20 protein-coding genes are annotated in these 18,963 nt (G+C 72.9%); 13 read left to right on the top strand and 7 right to left on the bottom strand.

Annotated elements, in window-relative coordinates:
- Positions 1-24 precede the first annotated feature (24 nt).
- The 7 genes from OHA89_RS04195 (at position 25) to OHA89_RS04165 (ending at position 6,440) form a co-directional block, all read left to right on the top strand.
- On the top strand, positions 25-429 hold the full coding sequence (locus OHA89_RS04195; protein WP_215144247.1) for a hydrogenase maturation nickel metallochaperone HypA: 405 nt from the start codon (positions 25-27) through the stop codon (positions 427-429).
- Between the two features lie 3 nt (positions 430-432).
- Positions 433-1,176, top strand: coding sequence for a hydrogenase nickel incorporation protein HypB (gene hypB / locus OHA89_RS04190; RefSeq protein ID WP_215144249.1), 744 nt, complete (start codon positions 433-435; stop codon positions 1,174-1,176).
- Positions 1,176-3,545, top strand: coding sequence for a carbamoyltransferase HypF (hypF, locus tag OHA89_RS04185; protein WP_406365287.1), 2,370 nt, complete (start codon positions 1,176-1,178; stop codon positions 3,543-3,545). Before hypB ends, hypF begins: the two co-directional genes overlap by 1 nt.
- 13 nt (positions 3,546-3,558) lie before the next feature.
- A complete protein-coding gene (locus OHA89_RS04180) occupies positions 3,559-3,894 on the top strand; it encodes a HypC/HybG/HupF family hydrogenase formation chaperone (RefSeq protein WP_215144253.1) in 336 nt (111 codons plus the stop codon).
- Positions 3,891-5,027 (top strand): hydrogenase formation protein HypD, encoded by a 1,137-nt coding sequence (gene hypD, locus OHA89_RS04175; RefSeq protein WP_266612936.1) that lies wholly within the window; start codon positions 3,891-3,893, stop codon positions 5,025-5,027. The genes OHA89_RS04180 and hypD overlap by 4 nt, the downstream gene beginning before the upstream one ends.
- The gene (hypE, locus tag OHA89_RS04170; RefSeq protein ID WP_406365285.1) at positions 5,020-6,111 is read left to right on the top strand and encodes a hydrogenase expression/formation protein HypE; all 1,092 of its coding nucleotides are present in this window, start codon (positions 5,020-5,022) and stop codon (positions 6,109-6,111) included. The genes hypD and hypE overlap by 8 nt, the downstream gene beginning before the upstream one ends.
- 80 nt (positions 6,112-6,191) lie before the next feature.
- Positions 6,192-6,440 carry a DUF6158 family protein gene (locus OHA89_RS04165; protein ID WP_257552832.1) on the top strand — a complete coding sequence of 83 codons (249 nt, stop codon included), beginning with the start codon at positions 6,192-6,194 and terminating at the stop codon, positions 6,438-6,440.
- A gap of 23 nt (positions 6,441-6,463) precedes the next feature.
- Here OHA89_RS04165 and OHA89_RS04160 read toward each other — a convergent pair whose 3' ends face one another.
- A complete protein-coding gene (locus OHA89_RS04160) occupies positions 6,464-6,940 on the bottom strand; it encodes a DUF6328 family protein (protein ID WP_266612934.1) in 477 nt (158 codons plus the stop codon).
- A gap of 24 nt (positions 6,941-6,964) precedes the next feature.
- The gene (locus tag OHA89_RS04155; protein WP_266612933.1) at positions 6,965-7,141 is read right to left on the bottom strand and encodes a DUF6126 family protein; all 177 of its coding nucleotides are present in this window, start codon (positions 7,139-7,141) and stop codon (positions 6,965-6,967) included.
- 105 nt (positions 7,142-7,246) lie between these two features.
- Here OHA89_RS04155 and OHA89_RS04150 point away from each other — a divergent pair, with 105 nt between their 5' ends.
- Both OHA89_RS04150 and OHA89_RS04145 read left to right on the top strand, forming a co-directional pair.
- Entirely contained in the window at positions 7,247-7,816 is a 570-nt protein-coding gene (locus OHA89_RS04150) for a TetR/AcrR family transcriptional regulator (RefSeq protein WP_257552830.1), read from the top strand.
- A gap of 25 nt (positions 7,817-7,841) precedes the next feature.
- Positions 7,842-9,389 carry an MFS transporter gene (locus OHA89_RS04145; protein ID WP_406365281.1) on the top strand — a complete coding sequence of 516 codons (1,548 nt, stop codon included), beginning with the start codon at positions 7,842-7,844 and terminating at the stop codon, positions 9,387-9,389.
- Here OHA89_RS04145 and OHA89_RS04140 read toward each other — a convergent pair.
- Positions 9,352-10,731: a transcriptional regulator gene (locus tag OHA89_RS04140; RefSeq protein ID WP_266612930.1), complete on the bottom strand. Its 1,380-nt coding sequence runs from the start codon at positions 10,729-10,731 to the stop codon at positions 9,352-9,354. The two genes, OHA89_RS04145 and OHA89_RS04140, sit on opposite strands and share 38 nt — an antisense overlap.
- Before the next feature lie 139 nt (positions 10,732-10,870).
- Between OHA89_RS04140 and OHA89_RS04135 the strand changes: the two genes are divergently transcribed.
- Positions 10,871-12,226: a M64 family metallopeptidase gene (locus tag OHA89_RS04135; protein WP_215144261.1), complete on the top strand. Its 1,356-nt coding sequence runs from the start codon at positions 10,871-10,873 to the stop codon at positions 12,224-12,226.
- Positions 12,227-12,241: 15 nt separating this feature from the next.
- Here OHA89_RS04135 and OHA89_RS04130 read toward each other — a convergent pair whose 3' ends face one another.
- A complete protein-coding gene (locus tag OHA89_RS04130) occupies positions 12,242-13,444 on the bottom strand; it encodes an erythromycin esterase family protein (RefSeq protein WP_406365278.1) in 1,203 nt (400 codons plus the stop codon).
- A 58-nt stretch (positions 13,445-13,502) separates the two neighbouring features.
- On the opposite strand from OHA89_RS04130, the gene OHA89_RS04125 reads away from it, so the two are divergent.
- Positions 13,503-14,240, top strand: a complete 738-nt coding sequence (locus OHA89_RS04125) for a TioE family transcriptional regulator (protein ID WP_406365276.1) — start codon at positions 13,503-13,505, stop codon at positions 14,238-14,240.
- 8 nt (positions 14,241-14,248) lie between these two features.
- Here OHA89_RS04125 and OHA89_RS04120 read toward each other — a convergent pair whose 3' ends face one another.
- Both OHA89_RS04120 and OHA89_RS04115 read right to left on the bottom strand, forming a co-directional pair.
- Complete coding sequence (locus OHA89_RS04120) at positions 14,249-15,052, bottom strand: DUF1206 domain-containing protein (RefSeq protein ID WP_406365274.1); 804 nt, start codon at positions 15,050-15,052, stop codon at positions 14,249-14,251.
- A gap of 57 nt (positions 15,053-15,109) precedes the next feature.
- The gene (locus OHA89_RS04115) at positions 15,110-15,730 is read right to left on the bottom strand and encodes a TetR/AcrR family transcriptional regulator (protein ID WP_257552825.1); all 621 of its coding nucleotides are present in this window, start codon (positions 15,728-15,730) and stop codon (positions 15,110-15,112) included.
- A 168-nt stretch (positions 15,731-15,898) separates the two neighbouring features.
- On the opposite strand from OHA89_RS04115, the gene OHA89_RS04110 reads away from it, so the two are divergent.
- Together OHA89_RS04110 and OHA89_RS04105 are read left to right on the top strand one after the other, a co-directional pair.
- Positions 15,899-17,443 carry an APC family permease gene (locus OHA89_RS04110; protein ID WP_406365272.1) on the top strand — a complete coding sequence of 515 codons (1,545 nt, stop codon included), beginning with the start codon at positions 15,899-15,901 and terminating at the stop codon, positions 17,441-17,443.
- A gap of 95 nt (positions 17,444-17,538) precedes the next feature.
- Entirely contained in the window at positions 17,539-18,678 is a 1,140-nt protein-coding gene (locus tag OHA89_RS04105; protein ID WP_406365270.1) for an agmatine deiminase family protein, read from the top strand.
- A 78-nt stretch (positions 18,679-18,756) separates the two neighbouring features.
- On the opposite strand, the gene OHA89_RS04100 is transcribed toward OHA89_RS04105, so the two are convergent.
- Positions 18,757-18,945 (bottom strand): DUF6381 family protein, encoded by a 189-nt coding sequence (locus OHA89_RS04100; RefSeq protein WP_266612919.1) that lies wholly within the window; start codon positions 18,943-18,945, stop codon positions 18,757-18,759.
- Between the last annotated feature and the right edge of the window lie 18 nt (positions 18,946-18,963).

Raw genomic sequence — 18,963 nt, 5'->3', positions numbered from 1 at the left:
TGAGCCCCGGCAGGACGGAGTCCGATGCACGAGATGTCAATCGCCATGGCCGTCGTCGGCCAGGTGGAGGAAGCGGCCGAAGCCGCCGGCGCGAGCGCCGTGACGGCCGTCCGGCTGCAGGTCGGAGAGCTGGCGGGAGTGGTCCCCGACGCCCTGGCCTTCTGTTTCGAACTGGCCTGCGCCGGAACCGTACTGGAAGGCGCCGGCCTCGTCACCGAGACGGTGGCGGCCCGCGCCCGGTGCGGTGCCTGCGACCACGCATGGCCGACCGGCATGCCCCCCGACCTGTGCTGCCCCGGCTGCTCGCGGGCCACCGACGTCGAGCTGATCGCGGGCCGCGAGCTCCGGATCCTCAGCGTGGACTGGGAGGACGGACCCGCCCCCTGCGCCGCCGCCCGTACCCGCGAACCGATCTCCGAGGAGGCCTGAACCATGTGCCGAGTGGTCGATCTACGGCAGGCGGTACTCGCCAAGAACGACGAGGCGGCGCACACCCTGCGCGCCGAACTCACCGCACGGGGAACCGTGGTCGTCAACCTGCTCTCCAGCCCGGGCAGCGGGAAGACGGCACTGCTGGAGCGCGAACTGCTCCTCGCCCGGGAGCGGGGCGTGCCGGTGGCCGCCCTGACCGCCGACCTCGCCACCGAGAACGACGCGCGGCGGCTGGCCCGTTCCGGAGTCCCCGTCAAGCAGGTGCTCACCGACGGGCTCTGCCACCTGGAGGCCGGGATGCTGAGCCGGCACCTGGACGGATGGCTGCCCGAGGACACCCGGCTCCTCTTCGTGGAGAACGTGGGCAACCTGGTCTGCCCGGCCTCCTACGACCTCGGGGAAACCCTGCGGGTGGTTCTCGCCTCGGTCACCGAGGGCGAGGACAAGCCGCTGAAGTACCCGACCGCCTTCGGACTGGCTCAGCTGGTCGTGGTGACCAAGACGGACATCGCGGAGGCCGTCGAGTTCGACGAGGCCGCGTTCCGCGCGAACGTCCAGCGGGTCAACCCCGGCGTGGAGGTGGCACTGACGTCCGCCCGCGCGGGAGAGGGCGCGGGCCTGCTGCTCGACCGGGCGCTGGCGGTCGGCGCGGGCGCCGGGGCGCACACGCCGGTCATGGCGCGGCAGCCCCACGCTCACGCGCACGACCACGGGACGCCGCACGCCGTGGTGCAGACGCACTGATGGAGGCCGTCGAGCGCCGACGGATCATCGTCCGGGGCGTGGTGCAGGGCGTTGGCTTCCGGCCCTACGTGTACACCCGTGCCACCGGCCTCGGCCTCGCCGGGCACGTCACCAACACCCCCGAGGGCGTGGTCGCGGAGGTCGAGGGCGCACCGGCCGCCGTCACCGAGTTCTGCGACCGGCTCGCGGCGGACGCGCCCCCGCTGGCGGTGGTGGACGCGGTCGACCACTGCGTGGTGCCCGTCGCGGGCGGCGCCGGGTTCACCATCGTCGCCTCCCGGGCCGGCGGCCCCGCCCGCACGCTGGTCCCACCGGACGTGGCCACCTGCGCGGACTGTCTCGCCGAGCTGGCGGACCCGGCCGACCGCCGCCACCGCCACCCCTTCATCACCTGCACGCACTGCGGACCGCGCTTCACCATCGTCACCGGGCTGCCGTACGACCGCGCCCACACCACCATGGCCGGCTTCTCGATGTGCCCCGACTGCGCCCGCGAGTACGCCGACCCCGCCGACCGCCGCTTCCACGCACAGCCCGTCGCCTGCCCCGCCTGCGGACCCCGGCTGCGACTCCTCGCCGGACACCCTCCCCACGAGGTCACCGGCGTGGACCCGGTCGCCGAGGCCCGTCGGCTGCTCGCCGCCGGGGCGATCCTCGCCGTCAAGGGGATCGGCGGCTACCACCTCGCCTGCGACGCCGCCCACCCCGGAGCCGTGGCCGAACTGCGCCGCCGCAAGGCCCGCGGGGACAAACCGTTCGCCCTGATGGCCCGCGACCCCGCCGACCTCGAGCACCTCGTCCACATCGGCCCCGAGGAGCACGCCCTGCTCACCGGGGCGGTCCGGCCGATCGTGCTGCTGCGCCGCCGCGCCGCCGCGCCCGTTGCCGGCGTCGGCGGGGGAGTCGCGGAGGGGGTGGCCCCGCGCTCTCCCGACCTCGGCGCGATGCTCCCGTACACGCCCGTGCACCACCTGCTGCTCGGCCTGCCCGGCGACCCGCCCGGTCCCCGGCTGCTCGTCATGACCAGCGGAAACCTCTCCGGAGAGCCCATCGTCACCGACGACGCCGAGGCCCTGGACCGGCTCGCCGGCCTGGCCGACGCCTGGCTCACCCACGACCGCCCGATCCACGTGCCCTGCGACGACTCGGTGGTGCGCGTCTGCGACGGCGAGCCGCTGACCGTACGACGCTCCCGCGGCTACGCCCCGCTGCCCGTCACCCTCCCGCTGCCGGTCCCCCCGATCCTCGCCGCCGGGGGAGACCTGAAGAACACGTTCTGCCTCGGCGAAGGACGCCGGGCCTGGCTGTCCGCACACATCGGCGACATGGACGACCTCGCCACCCAGTACGCCTACGAACGCGCCGAGCGGCAGCTGGAGTCCGTCACCGGCGTCACCCCCGCCCTGCTCGCCGCCGATCTCCACCCCGGCTACCGGTCCGGCCAACGGGCCCGGCGCGTCGCCGCCGGGCGACCGCTGGTCCGCGTACAGCACCACCACGCCCACATCGCCTCCGCGATGGCCGAACACGGCCTGGACGGCGGCCACAAGGTGATCGGCGTCGCCTTCGACGGCACCGGCTACGGAGACGACGGCGCCGTGTGGGGCGGCGAGTTCCTCCTGGCGGACTACGCCGGGTACACGCGCTTCGCCCACCTCGCCTACGTCCCGCTGCCGGGCGGCGACGCGGCCGTGCACCGCCCGTACCGCATGGCCCTGTCCCAGCTGCGGGCCGCGGGCATCGAATGGACCGCGGACCTGCCCTGTGTCGCCGCCTGTCCGCCCGACGAACTACGGGTACTGCGCGGCCAGTTGGAGCGGAACCTGAACTGCGCCCCGACCTCCAGCATGGGCCGGCTCTTCGACGCCGTGTCCTCCCTCGCGGGCGTCTGCCACCGCTCCGGGTACGAGGCGCAGGCCGCGATCGAGCTGGAGTCCGCGGCGCTCGCCGCCGGTGGACCCGGAGCCGGAGCCGGAGCCGGACCCGGGTACGCCTTCGCCCTGCGGCTGCCGCCGGACGGCGCCGAGGGGCCCGTGACCGCCGATCCGGCGCCCGTGCTGGCCGCCGTGGTGGCCGACGTACGCGCGGGCACGGATCCGGCCAGGATCGCCGCCCGCTTCCACGCCTCGGTGGCCGGCCTCGTGGGCGCGCTCTGCGCTCTGGCCCGCGAGCGGCACGCCCTGGACACCGTCGCCCTGACCGGCGGGGTCTTCGCCAACACCCTGCTCTCCACGGCCTGCGCCCGCATCCTGCGCGAGCAGGGGTTCACCGTCCTGCGTCACACCCGCGTCCCGCCGAACGACGGCGGGCTGTCGCTGGGCCAGCTCATGGTGGCAGCAGCAGTACACGCCACGGATCACCACCCCTAGCGAAGGAGAACCCATGTGCCTGGCGGTACCCGGCCGAGTGCTTGACATCGGGGAGAAGGACGGCACCCGCATGGCGACCGTCGACTTCGGCGGCGTGCAGAAAGAGGTGTGCCTGGAGTACCTGCCGGACCTCCAGGTCGGCGAGTACGCCATCGTCCACGTGGGATTCGCCCTCCAGCGACTGGACGAGGAGTCGGCCCGCCAGACCCTCGAACTCTTCGCACAACTCGGCATGCTGCAGGAGGAGTTCGGCGATCCCTGGGAACAGGCCGCGGCAGCGGGCGGCTCCCCGTGGCCCTTCACCGACGACCCGGACGAAGCCGTAGCGCAGGAGGAAGCCCGCCCGTGAAGTACATCGACGAGTTCCAGGACCCCGAGCTCGCCCGTCGGCTGCTCGACGACATCCACGCCACCGTGACCCGCCCCTGGGCCCTGATGGAGGTCTGCGGCGGCCAGACGCACACCATCATCCGGCACGGCATCGACCAACTCCTCCCCGATCAGGTGGAGTTGATCCACGGCCCGGGCTGCCCGGTGTGCGTCACCCCGCTGGAGGTCATCGACAAGGCCCTGGAGATCGCCTCCCGGCCGGATGTGATCTTCTGCTCGTTCGGCGACATGCTGCGCGTGCCCGGCACCGGCCGCGACCTCTTCCAGGTGCGGAGCGAGGGGGGCGACGTACGGGTCGTCTACTCCCCGCTCGACGCGCTCAGGATCGCGCAGGAGAACCCGGGGCGCGAGGTGGTGTTCTTCGGCATCGGCTTCGAGACCACGGCGCCGCCCAACGCCATGACGGTGTACCAGGCGAAGAAGCTGGGCATTCCCAACTTCAGCCTGCTGGTCTCCCACGTCCGCGTCCCGCCGGCCATCGAGGCGATCATGCAGTCGCCGAGCTGCCGGGTCCAGGGCTTCCTCGCGGCCGGCCACGTGTGCAGTGTGATGGGCATGGGGGAGTACCCGGAACTGGCGGCCCGCCACCGCGTCCCGATCGTCGTGACCGGCTTCGAGCCGCTGGACATCCTGGAAGGCGTACGACGGGCCGTACGGCAGCTGGAGCGCGGCGAGCACACCGTCGACAACGCCTACGCGCGCGCCGTGCGACCGGAGGGGAACCCGGCCGCCCTCGCCATGCTGGAGGACGTCTTCGAGGTCACCGACCGGGCCTGGCGGGGCATCGGCGTCATCCCGGACAGCGGCTGGCGGCTGTCGGCACGCTACCGGGAGTACGACGCCGAGCACCGCTTCTCGGTGACCGGCATCAACACCCGGGAGCCCGCCGAGTGCCGCAGCGGCGAAGTGCTCCAGGGGCTGCTCAAGCCCCACGAGTGCGAGGCCTTCGGCACCCTGTGCACCCCGCGCAGCCCGCTCGGCGCCACGATGGTGTCCAGCGAGGGCGCGTGCGCCGCGTACTACCTGTACCGCCGGCTGGAACTCACTCCCGCCCGGACCGCCGTTTCGCCGGAGGCGAGCCCCGTTGCCTGAGACCGCACACCCTGACACCGCACACCCTGACACCGCACTCGACATCACCGGCTGGACCTGCCCGGCCCCCCTGCGCGACCGCCCCCGCGTGGTGATGGGGCACGGCGGAGGCGGCGCGCTGTCGGCCGAACTGGTCCAGCACCTCTTCGCCCCCGCCTTCGGCGGCGAGGTACTGGCCCAGCTCGGGGACTCCGCCGCCGTCTCCCTGGGCGGTGTCCGGCTGGCGTTCTCCACCGACTCGTACGTGGTGCGGCCGCTGTTCTTCCCGGGCGGCAGCATCGGCGACCTGGCGGTCAACGGCACCGTCAACGACCTGGCCATGGCCGGGGCCCAAGCCGCCTACCTCTCCTGCGGGTTCATCCTCGAGGAGGGGGTCGAGATGTCCGTCGTGGCGCGGGTGGCCGAGGCGCTCGGCGCCGCCGCGCGCGCCGCCGGGGTGGAGGTGGCGACCGGCGACACCAAGGTCGTCGAGGCGGGCCACGGCGACGGCGTCTACGTCAACACCGCGGGCATCGGGCTGATCCCCGACGGAGTGGACCTGCGCCCGCAGCGGGTCGTTCCCGGCGACGTCGTGATCGTCAGCGGCGAGATCGGCCTGCACGGGGTGGCCATCCTGAGCGTCCGGGAGGGACTGGAGTTCGGCGTGGACATCGAGAGCGACTGCGCGGCCCTGGGCGGTCTCGTCCGGACCATGCTCGCCGTCACCCCGGACCTCCACGTCCTGCGCGATCCCACCCGCGGCGGGCTGGCGGCCGCCCTCAACGAGATCGCGGCCGCTTCCGGGACCGGCGTCGTCATCCAGGAGGGCCGCGTGCCGGTCCCCGCCGCCGTCCAGAACGCGTGCGCGATCCTCGGCCTCGACCCGCTGTACGTGGCCAACGAGGGCAAGCTGGTCGCCTTCGTCCCGAGGGAGCACGCGGACGCCGTCCTCGACGCCATGCGCGCCCACCCGCTGGGCCGCCACGCGGCGGTGATCGGCGAGGCGGTCGCCGCCCACCCCGGTCTGGTCGTGGCCCGCACGGGTCTCGGCGGCACCCGGGTGGTCGACCTGCCCATCGGAGAGCAACTGCCGCGCATCTGCTGACGCGGGCCGGGCAGGAGATGATGGAAGCGGAGGGCCGCTTCGGCGAGGGCCGAACCGAGCGTGGAGGAGGTGTGCGTGCCATGACGGAGCACGACGGCGGTCCGTCGGCGCGGAAACTGGAGGAAGGCCGGCTGCTCAAGGAGCTGGAGGCCATCCACCGCACGCGCCACGAGACCCTGCTGCACGGGTCGGACGACGCCCTGGTCACCCACACGCAGCGGATGAACGAGCTGGAGCACGAGTACGTACGGCGCCACCCGCAGCGGGCCCAGACGCCCGGACGCACCCGCTCGGGCGCCCGGGCGCGCACCGATCAGGACTCGGAGTAGCACACCCGGGGCAGGGGCCGGCGTCAGTCCTTGCGCGTGTAGCGCGTGCGCGCCCACAGCGGCAGGGCGAACCAGCACAGCAGGTACCACGCGAGCACGCCGGCCACGAGCCAGGGCACGAAGGCGTTGTCCGTGGCCACGCGCAGGACCAGCAGGAGCGCGGCGGTGAGGGTGGCCAGCAGCAGGAGGACGCCCACGAAGGTGAGCCGTGAGGCCCAGGTGACGGCCTGGGGCTTGATCCGGCGGCCGGAGACGATGCGGTGGAACGCGACCGGGCCGATGAGCGCGCCGGTCGACAGGGATCCCAGGACGACGGTCACGATGTAGAGCGTCTTGTCGGTCTGGGGCAGGGCCTGGAAGTGGGGGGTGAAGACGACCGTCAGCAGGAAGCCGAAGAGGATCTGCACGCCGGTCTGCGCGACGCGGATCTCCTGCACCAGCTCCTGCCACTGCCGGTCCGCGCGTTCTTCCTCGCTCTCGTTCCTGCCGTCGTCGGGCATGCCGTCTCCCAGTTCTCCCGGCGGTTACTTCTGGGCCTGTTGGCCCAGGTGGAAGAGCAGCCACACGAAGCCGGCGAACACGTGGGTGCCGAGGATGTAGAAGAAGGCGCGCAGGGCCACGCCGTCCTGCTTCCACTTCTCGTACTTCGCCGCAGCGGCGATCTCGGTGGCGCCGGCGCTGTCGTTCTTCTTCTCGTCCATGGTCCCCCCACGGTAGCGAACGGCGCGCGCGGAAGGCACCAGCGGCGGGTCAAGCTTGCCTCGAATGAGACAATTTTGTATCGTTCGAGGCGAAGGAGGCTCATCATGGTGCACGAAGAAGAACTGCTGGACAGTGCCGCGCGTGTCCTCGCCGGCGATCACAGCGCCTCGATGGTGCAGATCGCCGCCGGGATCGGGACCAGCCGCGCCACGCTCAGCCGTCGCTACGCGACCCGCGAGGCGCTGCTCAAAGCCGTCGCGGTCCGGGCCATCCAGGTGGTCGACGAGTGCCTCACCCCGGCCGACCTGCCCGAGACCGCCGACGGTCCGGCCTTCGACGCCGCACTGGAGGAGCTGGTCGTCGCCCTGCTGCCCGCGGCGCACCTGTACGGCTTCACCTCGCGCGACGCCACCGTGCTCGCCGACCCGGAGTTCCGGGCCGGGGTCGACCGGCAGGACCAGCAAGCGCTGGCCTTCCTCTCCCTCGGCCAGCGGCTGGGGCGGCTGCGCGCCGACCTGCCGCCGTACTGGATCTGGTACTCGCTGTGGGGCCTGCTCGACGCCGCCGCCGAGGGCGTCCGCGACGGGCACTTCGCCCCCCGCCAGATCGGCCACCTGATCCTGACGTCCTTCCTCAGCGGGACCCGGACCCCCGGACCACCGTCCGCACCGTAGATCCCGCCCCGCTCCGCTCCGCCCCGTGCACAACCCCGAACGGAACTTCATGCACCCCGCCGCGCTCGACCCCCGCCGGTGGATCGTCCTGGCGATCCTCTCCGGCAGCCTCCTGCTGATCTCCATGGACACCACGATCCTCAACGTGGCCTTCCCCTCCCTCGTCGGCGACCTCCAGCCGAGCGCCGTACAGCAGCTGTGGATCATCGACGTCTACGCGCTCGCGCTGTCCGGCCTGCTGGTCACCGCGGGCGCGCTCGGTGACCGCTGGGGGCGCAAGCGGCTGCTCATGGCGGGCTTCGGTCTCTTCTCGGTGGCCTCGCTCATGGCCGTCTTCGCCACCGAGGGCTGGCACGTCATAGCGGCCCGCGCCCTCCTCGGCGTCGGCGGCGCCGCCATCATGCCCTCCACCCTGTCGATCCTGCGCAGCGTCTTCACCGACGCCAAGGAGCGCGCCTTCGCCCTGGCCGTCTGGGCGGCCGTGTTCGGCGGCGGCATGGCCTTCGGTCCGGTCGTCGGCGGGCTGCTCGTCCAGGACCACGGCTGGCACTCCGCCTTCCTCCTCAACCTGCCCGTCGCCGCCCTCATCGTGGCGGCGGGGCTGCGCTACCTCCCCGAGTCCCGCTCCGCGCACAGCACCGGCGCGTGGGACTGGTGGGGCGTCGGCCAGTCGATCGTCGGCATGCTCGCCCTCGCGGGCGGCATCAAGCAGCTCGGCAAGAGCGGCGTCGCGGACCCGCTCCCGTTTGCCCTGCTGGTCCTGGCCGCCGTCGCGCTGACCGTCTTCGTACGCCGCCAGCTGCACCGGGACAACCCGCTGCTCCAGGTACGGCTGTTCGCCAAGCCGGCCTTCAGCGTCGCGGCGACCGCGATCTTCCTGCCCATGGTGGGCATGGGCGCGATCCTCTTCCTGGTCACGCAGTGGTTCCAGTACGGCCAGGGCTACACCCCGCTCGAGGCCGGACTGCGGCTGCTGCCGGCCCCGCTCGCGCTGATCTGCGCCTCGATGGTGGCCCCCACCCTGATGCAGCGCTTCGCGATCCGGCACGTGCTGGGTGCCGGCCTGGTCGTCCTGGCGGTCGGCATGGCCCTGCCGTGGACCTTCCAGCAGTTCACCGACCTCGGATACCCCGCTTTCGCGGCCGCCCTGACCGTCATGGGCCTGGGCGCCGGGATCGCGACCACGGTCGCCTCGGTCACGCTGATCTCCGCGGCGCCCGCGGACGAGGTCTCCAGCGCCGCCGCCATCGAGGAGACCTGCTACGAACTGGGCTCGGCCATGGGCGTGGCCATCCTCGGCTCCACCGCGGCCGCGCTCTACCGGGGCAACCTGCCCGCCCTGGACCTGGACGGACCGAGCGCCGCCGCGGTACGGGACTCCGTGGGCGAGGCCGCCCACACCGCCGAGCGGCTCGGCGGCACCGTCGGCCAGGCCCTGCTCGACGCCGCCTCGCAGGCCTACACCCTCGCGATCACCCCGGCGTTCCTCATGGCCGGCGGGCTCGCGATCGCCGCGGCGGCCACGACCTGGGCGCTCATTCCGCGCGATCTCCAGCCCACCGAGAACCACTGATCCTGGCCGAACCGAACGCGGGCGCGGCGGGCGCCGGGCCCAGGGTGGTGGTGCCCGGCGCGGCCCGGTGTCCCAGGCCCGTGCGGTACGCGTCCAGCGCCGCCTCGGTCCGGCCCGTCCGGCGCAGCAGGTCGCCCAGCATCCGGCACAGGTCCGCGAGGTCGCCGGTGGCCCCGCTGCGCTCCAGCAGCGCCAGCGCCTGAACGTAGTGCTCCTCGGCGGACTCGGTCTCACCGCGCTCCTCGGCCATCAGGCCGAGGAGCCGGTGCGCGCCTCCCGCGTGCACGGCGCCGTGGCTGTCCCCCAGTTCCAGCAGCGCCGAGAGCAGCTCCGCGGCTTCCTCGTACCGGCCGAGCCTGCGCAGCACGTCGGCCAGCTCCACCTCCACCTGCGCCGTGTACAGGGCGGCGCGGCGGGCGGACAGCATCTCCCGGGCCGTACGCAACTCCCGCTCCGCCGAGTCGAGTTCGCCGTTCTGAGCCTGTACGTACCCGCGCATCCAGTGGCAGTGCGCCAGGTCGGTCCGCAGCCGCAGCTGCCCGTAGATCGCCTGCGCCTTGGCGAGCGAGGCGTCGGCGTCGGCCACCCGGCCCTCGGCCAGGAACGTCCGCGCCACCTGCCGGTGCATCCCCGCCACCAGCGCCGGATCGCTGACCTGCGGGGCCAGCGCGAGGGCGAGCTCGGCCGCGTGGGCGGCGCGGGCGTGGGCGCCCATGTCGATGTACGGCCCGATCACCGCGGCGTAGAGCAGGACCAGCGCCTCCGGGTCGGCCAGCCCGCTCGCGCCCAGTTCGTCGATGGTGGATTCCAGCAGGTAGCAGGCGTAGCGCAGCTCTCCGGCGAGCAGGTGTGCGACGGCGCGGCCGCGGATGGGGCGGGCCCGGCGGGGCAGCGGCTCACCGGCCAGGAGACGCTCGGCCGCCTCGAAGTGGCCGATCGCATCCGGGAGCTCCCCCGACTCCAGGGCGCAGTCACCCAGTCCGAGGAGGGCCTCCGCCTGCTCGGGGACCAGCGCGAGCTCTTCCGCCTCGTCGAGCAGCTGCCGGTAGCGTACGGCGGCCTCGTCGGCGGCGCCGGTGGCGAGCGTCTGCTGGGCGTCGGCCAGGGCGAGGCGCACCTCGGTGGCCAGGTGGGCGGGGCGGCCGGTGGCCAGCTCCTCGTACGAGGTGCCCAGGCGCCCGGCGAGGAAGCGCAGCGCGGTCTCGGACGGGCGGACCCGGCCCGACTCCAGCGTCGAGATGTAGGCGGGGGTATAGCTGGGCTCCGCCAACTGTCTCTGAGTCATGCCGAGTTCGTTGCGCATCCGCTGAACCCTGCTGCCGATACGGGCCGGTTCGTCCATGGAATCCCCCTGGTTGCTCGAACTCCCCAGTATTCAGGGGGATCAGGCCATTGCGCACGCCCCGTGCGCCACCTAGTTTAAGCAATCGATTCAGCAGACTTATCTCCTTGTTTAACTTCCTTTCCAGGGGGAGGACTTCATGCGTCCAGTCAGAGTCCGGGCCAAGGGTCCCGTACTGCGGGCCGCCCTCGCGGCGGCCTGCGCGGCCGCCGTGCTGGTGGCAGCCGCACCGGCAGGGGCGGCCGACGCGCCGCCGGCAGCAGGGGTGGAGGTCGAGATACCGGGGCCGGAACAAGGCGGCGACGCCGGATCCGGCCACACCCGGGTACCGGCCGCCGGGGCCCGGGCGAAGACCGCGGGCGGGCTCTCCGCGGCCGAGCGGGCGGCCGACGGCGAGGTCGTCAAGATGATCGACAACGGCCCCACCGCCGACCGCCTCGACGTCGTCGTCATCGGCGACGGCTACACCTCCGCCGAGTTGGAGCGGTTCCGCTCCGATGCCCGGCAGAAGTGGGACGAGGTGACGGCGGTCGAGCCGTACACCACCTACCGGAACCTCTTCAACGTGTGGACGGTCGACGCCGTCTCCCGCGAGTCCGGAGTCTCCGGCGACCCCACCCCGGCCACCGTCCGCGACACCGCCCTCGGCTCGTACTTCTGGTGCGAGGAGATCGAGCGGCTGCTCTGCATCGACCAGCCCAAGGTCGACGCGTACGTGGCGAAGGCGCCGGAGGCCGATCTGGTCATCGTGCTGGCCAACAGCGCCAAGTACGGCGGCGCGGGCTACAACGAGCGCAGCACCACCCTCGGCTACGAGGGGATATCGACCGCCTCGGCGGGCCACGCGAAGTCCGGTCAGGTGGCCATCCACGAGACCGGCCACTCGCTCGGCAAGCTCGCGGACGAGTACTTCTACTCCGGCGTCCCGGAGTACGAGAAGTACACCGGCCCCGAGCCCGCCGAATCCAACAGCTCCGCCCTGCCCGCGGACCGGATGGCCGCCCAGCGGGCCAAGTGGTACCGCTGGCTCGGCGAACCGTCTCCGGACGGCGGCACGGTGGGCGCGTACGAGGGCGGCGGCTACTTCGCCACCGGCCTGTACCGGCCCACGGACAACTCGATCATGCGGGTGCTGGGCAAGCCCTTCAACCTGCCCGGCGTCGAGGCGATGATCGGCGGGTTCCACCAGCACGCGAGGACCGTCACGCCGCTCACCCCGACCGACCGCACCCTGCGGATGCGCCACACGGCGAAGGCCGCCGTGCCGAGGCTGGCCGGAGCGGACGGGCGCCAGCTCGTGGTCCGGTGGTACCTGGACGGCAGGGAGCTGAAGAGGTTCGAGGGCCGGACCGAGGTGGCGGTGGCGGACCTGTGGCTCTTCGACCTCCGCACCCACCGGCTCTCGGTCACGGCGGAGGACCGCACCCCCTCGGTACGAGACCCCAAGATCGCCCGCACCCTGCGCTCCACGGCCGAGTGGACGGTCCGGCTCTAGGGCGTGTCTTGCCCGCTAGTCCTGCGGGCAGTCCTTGACGAACACGATGCCGTTGCTGTCCGCCAGGTGGGCCGGGTCGAGCGGGGCGTATCCGAACCAGGGGGATACGCGGGGGGCGGGCAGCGGGTCGCCGAGGGCGGTGGCCAGCCGGGGGGCGTCGATGACGCAGCGGTCCTCCGGGAGCGCGTACAGGAGTCCTTCGAGGGTGTCCGATGGCGGAGTGTCCACTCCCTGGTGCCGGATCGTGCCCAGCGCCGTGGCCAGGAAGGCGTACCCCTCGCCCAGGCGGGCGCTCACGAGTGCGCCGGCGCTCCACCACTCCAGCGGCATCCCGCCCATCCGCATCGTGCTCTTCTCCCGCTGGAGATGGGCGTTGTGGGCGTGGATGAGTGCCGGCCCCCGAGCGGCGATCGCGAGGAGGTTTTCGGCCATCATCTGGGCCCGCAGGCCCAGCAGCCGCGTCATACGGCCCGGTGAGGTGTCGGCCATCCAGAAGTGGTAGCGCAGCAGGCCGGTGGCGGTGCGCCCGTACAGGCGCGCCCGCTCCCAGTCGTCCCGCGAGGTCGCCGTGATCAGGTGCGGGGTCTGCTCGTCGAGCAGCGCCGCCAGGTCGTCGGCGAGCAGCCGCAGCTCCCTGGCGTCGGCCGACCGCCCCACGGACCGGGAGGGGTCCAACATCGCGGCGGGTTCCGTCCACCGGTCGTCGGCGCCGAGCAGGCGGTCGAGCGTTTCCGCGGTGCAGGGGAGCAGATCCGCGTCCACCCGGGCGGACAGGCAGCCGTGGAGCGCGGTGAGGGCCTGCCGGGGGCTCGCGGCGCCGGTGATTTCCAGCGGGCCGTCGATGCCGGCGAAGCGGAGCCGCTCGGGCGCGGGCCGGCCTTCGTTGTACGCCCGCATCCAGCGCACGAGTTCGCGGTTGGCCGCGGACGCGCCGAACCCGTGGCTGAATCCGTGCTCCATCACCTCGTCGAGGGTGCCCGTGCCCGAGGTGACGTAGGCGTCCACGAGCAGGCCTCGCACGCAGTCGCTCTCGATCGCGACCGTCCGGTAGCCCTCCTGCTCGACGAGCTGCCGGAAGAGTTCGTTGCGCACGTCGAGCAGGGTGTCCTCGCCGTGGGTGGGCTCGCCCAGGGCGAGCAGCCGCGGCCGGGCCGGAAGCAGCTTCATGACGGCGGCGGCCTCGACGGCGCGGGCGGTGTCCTTGATGTCAGTTGCCATGCCCTCAACGCTATCGCTGAAGATTCGGTTGAGACTTTTCCGCGATATCCTCGGGCTCGTGGGACGAAACCTTCAAAGCGATAGGAAGCTCAGGCCGATCGACCTGGCGCGCGGGCACGGTCTGTCCACGCAGGCGATCAGGAACTACGAGGAGGCCGGAATCCTCCCGGCCGCCGATCGCACACCCCACGGCTACCGCACCTATGCCCCGCTGCACGCGCGGGCCCTGGGCGCGTTCCTCGCCCTGGTGCCCGGCCACGGCCACCGGACGGCGGCGTCGGTCATGCGGGCCGTGAACCAGGGCGCCGTCGACGAGGCCTTCCGCCTCATCGACGAGAGTCATGCCCAGCTCCTCGACGACCGGCGCACACTCCAGGCGGTGGAGAGCGCGCTGCGCGACCTGGCGCCCACCACGCCGTCCGAACCCGGCGCGGCGGAGTCCGGGCCTCCCGGCGGCACGTTCATCGGGCCGCTGGCAGCGCGGCTCGGCATCCGGCCCGCGACGCTGCGCACATGGGAGCGCGCCGGGCTGGTGCGCCCGCGCCGCGACCGGCTGACCGGGTACCGCGTCTATGACGAGGCCGACGTACGGGACGTCCGGCTGGCCCACCAACTCAGGCGGGGCGGCTACCTGCTGGAGCAGATCGCCCCGCTGATCGCCCAGGTGCGGGGAGCCGGCGGTCTGGAGCCGCTGGAGGCCGCACTGGGCGACTGGCGCGGCCGGCTGTCCGCGCGCGGGCGGGCGATGCTGACCGGGGCCGCCGAGCTGGAGGCGTACCTCCGCGAGCGCGGCTGAGGGACTGCTCAGACCCGGCGCCAGCCGGCCATCGCCCAGGAGAACAGCCCGAACAGGATGAGCCCGGCGGCGATCAGGACGAGGAGCCAGGGTCCCGCCGGGGTCTGGGTGAAGGACCGCAAGGTGTCGTCGACGCCCTTGGCCTGCGCCGGGTCGTAGCGCACCGCGGCATACACGACGAAGGCGCCGGCCGCCGCGAAGACGGTGCCGCGGGCCACGCCGCCGGTGACGCCGAGGAACTCGACCGCCTTGCGGACCCCTTCGGGCATCCGGTCCAGCGCCAGGTGCTTGCGGAACGTGCGCAGGGCCGCCCGTACGGCGATGACGACGCCCCCGACGGCGATCGCCGCCCCGACCGCGCCCACCCACCACGGGCCGCCCGGCAGCTCCATCGCCTTGGCCGTCACGTCGCGCGACTGCTCGTCGCCGGACCGCCCGCCGCCGGAACCGGCCGCGAAGGACAGCACCGAGAACGCGACGACCGCGTAGAACACGGCCCGGGCCGCCGACGCGAGCCGTTTGGAGGCCTTGTCGCCGTCGGGCCCGGCCACGCCGAACACCGCCTCGGACAGCCGCCACAGCATCATGCAGACGAGGCCGATGCCGATGGCCCAGACGAGGACACCACCGAGGGGCTTGTCCACGAGCTCCTGCAGTGCGCCCTTGCGGTCCGCCTCCGGTCCTTGGTCGCCGAACGCCACGCGCAGTGCGAGTACGCCGACGAGCACGTACAGCACGCCGCGTGCCACCAGTCCGCACCGGGCCGCCACCTCCCGAGCCGTGCCGCCCTCGCGCGCCGCCTCGCCGCCCATGGGTATCCGCCCTTCCGCCGTGACGTCCTGCCACGCGGCTACCCGCCCGGCGGGCGGCTACGCGGCGAGGCCGTCCAGGACCAGCCCGAGACCGAGTTCGAACCCGCGGTCGTCGAGCTCGGCCAGGCCCGCGCCGGTGGCCGCCGCGCCGGTGAGGGAGTCGGCGAGGGCCGGGTAGGCGGGGCGGTAGTCGGCCGCGGCGCGGGTGAACCCGGCGGTGAAGGTCTCGAGCGCGGAGCCGAGGACCAGGTAGTCGATGGCGGCGGCGGCCTCGGCGGCGCGCGCAGGGGTGCAGCCCGCCCGGATCAGGGCGCCGAGCAGGGCGTCGTAGCCGCGCAGGGCGCGGTCCGCCTCGACCCTGCGCCGGGCGGCCGGTGCGATGGCGTTCGGGTGGCGCAGGTACACCCGGCGGTAGCCGCGCGCGTACGCCGCGATTCCGGCCCGCCAGTCGGGTTCGTCGAGCGGACTCAGGTCGATCTCGTCGTTGATCAGTTCCGAGACCGCGTCGAGCACGTCGTCCTTGGAGGCGACGTGGTGGTACAGGGACGCTCCGCGGACGCCGAGCCGGTCGGCGAGCGCCCGCATCTTCAGGGCCTGGGGCCCCTCCTCGTCGAGGAGCTCGAGGGCCGCGCGCGCGATGATCTCGCGGCTGAGCAGCGGTTGGTTCGGTCGGCCCACGGTGCGATCCCCCTCGTTCCCGGCCGCCAGGTTACCCGTACGCAGGGTCTTCCCAAGGGGTCCGGGCCGGGGTTAAGGTCCCCGCATTCCCGATACCTAACAACGTTAGATTTAACCTTCGGGACGCGCCGGGCGCCCCGGTGCGTCATCCCTCCGTGAGAGGTGCGCATGCCAGACCTTCCCTCCGCACGCCCTGAAACGGGCGACGCCGATGCCGCCCGCCTGACCGACCTCGGCTACAACCAGGAACTGAGCCGCAGCCTCGGCATCCTCGGGAACATCGCGATGGGCTTCGCCGTCGTCTCGCCCGTCGTCGCCCTGTACGCCGTCTCGATGGTCGGCACGATGATCGCCGGGCCCGCCTGGGTCTGGGCGCTGCCGATCGTGCTCCTGGGCCAGTGCCTGGTGGTGAACGTCTACTCCGAGCTGGCCTCGCAGTGGCCGCTGGCCGGCGGCCCGTACCAGTGGGGCAGGCGGCTGCTCGGCCCCTCCTTCGGCTGGATGAGCGGCTGGGTGTGGCAGTTCGCCGTGATGTTCGGCAACACCACCGTCGCGTACCTGGCCGCCCCCTGGGTCTTCGCCCTCGTCGGCGCCACGCCCACACCCGGGTCCATGGTCGCGGTGGCTGCCGGGATCCTGCTCGGCTGCATGCTGGTCAACGCGTACGGGATCCGGATCCTGAGCTGGTTCGTCTCCCTGGGCATCGCCGCCGAGGCCATCGCCTCGGTCCTGGTCGGTTTCGCGCTGCTGCTGTTCTTCCGTGAACACGGGTTCGCGCTGTTCACCGAGACCCTGGGCGCCGAAGAGCTCTCCGGCGGGTCGACCGCGATGGCCTTCCTCGCCGTCCTGGCCGTCGCGGGCTGGGGCTTCATCGGCTTCGACGCCTGCGTCTCCACCGCGGAGGAGACCAAGGATGCCGGCCGGCAGGTCCCGCGCGCCATGTGGTGGGCCCTGCTCAGCGTCGGCCTCGTGGTCATCCTCAACGCGATGGCGGTCGCCCTCGCCCACCCCGCGCCGCGGTCCGTCGTCGCGGGGGAGGACCTCGACCCGGTGACCACCGCCGTGACCAGCGCGTTCGGTTCCTGGTCCGACAAGCCCTTCGTGGCCGTGGTCCTGGTCGGGTTCCTCGCATGCGCCATGGCCTCCCAGGGCGGTGCCGCGCGCGGGGTGTACTCGCTGGCCCGCGACGGGGTGTTCCCCTTCTCCCGCCAGGTGCGCCGGGTCAACCGCCGCCAGGCCCCGATCGGGGGACTGGTCGCCTCGACCCTCGTCAGCTGCACCGGTCTGCTGCTGGGGCTGAACGCCACGGCCATCGGCAGCCTGATCGCCTTCGGTACGGCGGCCACCTTCCTGCCGTTCTTCCTGGTCGCCCTGGCCGCACTCATCGCCCGGCTGCGCGGGAGCTGGGTCCCCTCCGGGCACATCCGGCAGGGGCGCAAGGGCACCTTCCTGAACGTGCTGGCCGTGCTGTGGACCGCCTTCGAGGTCGTCAACGTGTGCTGGCCGCGCGCCGTCATGGCCCCGCCGGGGGCTCCCTGGTACCAGATCTGGGCGGGCCTCCTGGGCACCGGCGCGGTGATCACGGCGGGTCTGGTCTACCTGACGGTCAAGAAGCCGCAGAACACGCTGCGCGCCGCGCAGGCGCGCGAGGCGGACAAGGAAGGCGAAGGCGGGGCAGGGCGCGTGGACGTGCTCGCCGCCGAACGCCGCTGATCCCAGGGCTCGTCCCGGCCCCTCCTGGCTCACCCCGGCCCACCCCGGCTCACCCGGGCCCTTCGGAAACCGATTCCCGCAGAAGGAGCAATGACATGCACGTGCCACGCATGACGCGGCGCGGCTTCGGCGCCGCCGCCCTCGCGGCCGCCGCCCTCCCCCTGCTCGGCAGCCCGGCCTTCGCCGCCCGGACCCTTCCCTCCGCCGAACGCGCGACCGGCGGGGACCCGCTCCACGCACCGGCCGAATGGGAGCCGCACGCCGGCTGCGTGATGGCCTGGCCGTGGGACAGGACCGTCGGATGGGGCGGGCAGCTCCCCGACGTCCAGGCCGAGATCGCCGGCATCGCCAGGGCCGTCGCCCGGTTCGAGCCGGTCCTCATGGTCGCCGAGCCGGGAACGGCGCAGCGGGCACGCGATCTGTGCGGGAGCTCGGTGACGGTGATCGAGTACCCGGTCAACGACTGCTGGACCCGGGACACCGGACCGGTCTTCGCGGTGAACGCACAGCGGACCCAACGGGCGGGCCTCGACTTCGCCTTCAACGGATGGGGCGAGAAGTTCCCCTACGACAAGGACGATCTGCTTCCCGTCGGCGTGTGCGCACACTTGGGCCTGCCCCGCACCCCGGTCGGCATGATCCTCGAAGGCGGCTCCGTGCTCACCGACGGACAGGGCACCCTCGTCACCACCGAGGAATGCCTGCTTCACCCCAACCGGAACCCGGGCATGACCCGGGCGCAGATCGAGGCCACGCTGCTCGCCTCGTACGGGGCGAGCAAGGTCATCTGGCTCCCGTACGGACTCCACCACGACGACGTCACCAACGGACACGTGGACCTCGTCGCCGCCTACCTGGGCCCGGCCCGGCTCCTGCTCCACACCCAGCCCGACCCCAGCCACCCCAACCACGCCCGGATGGCCGCCAACAAGGCGGTACTCGACGCCGCGACCGACGCCTGCGGGCGCCCCTTCCAGGTGGTGGAGATGCACCACCAGCCCCAGTTCCGCCACGGCGGGCGCAGCGTGGAGACCTTCAGCTACACGAACTACTACCTGACCAGCGGCAGCGTCGTCGTACCCACCGCGGGCGAACCGGCCGACGCCCTCGCCCTCGCACAGTTCGCCGCCCTCTTCCCCGGCCGCGAGGTGGTCGCCGCCCCGGCGCGCGTCCTCGCCTGGGGCGGCGGCGGAGTCCACTGCGTCACCCAGCACGTCCCGGCCGGCTCCTCCTGACCGCGCACCGGCCGGTGGCCGCGGCGACGGGGATCGCGGCGGCCACCGGCCGGGGGTGCGCAGGACGGAGGAGCGGGACTACATGGGGTCCATGCCCCGGTCGTCAATCCGGTTCTCCTGCTGGCTCTGCTCCTGGAGGCGGCGGGCCTTGTCACGCAGCCGCTGCCGCTCCTCGGGGTCCTGCGAACGGTCGGCCGCCTCGTTCAGTTCCTGGGCCTTGGCGCGCATCTGCTGGGACCGGCCGCGGGACTCGCCTGAAACGCTCATGATCGCTCCTTGTATCGG

Origin of the sequence: Streptomyces sp. NBC_01546 (genome assembly GCF_045208355.1) — a bacterium.
Classification (GTDB): Bacteria; Actinomycetota; Actinomycetes; order Streptomycetales; family Streptomycetaceae; genus Streptomyces.
This window is presented reverse-complemented; position numbering and strand designations above follow the sequence as displayed.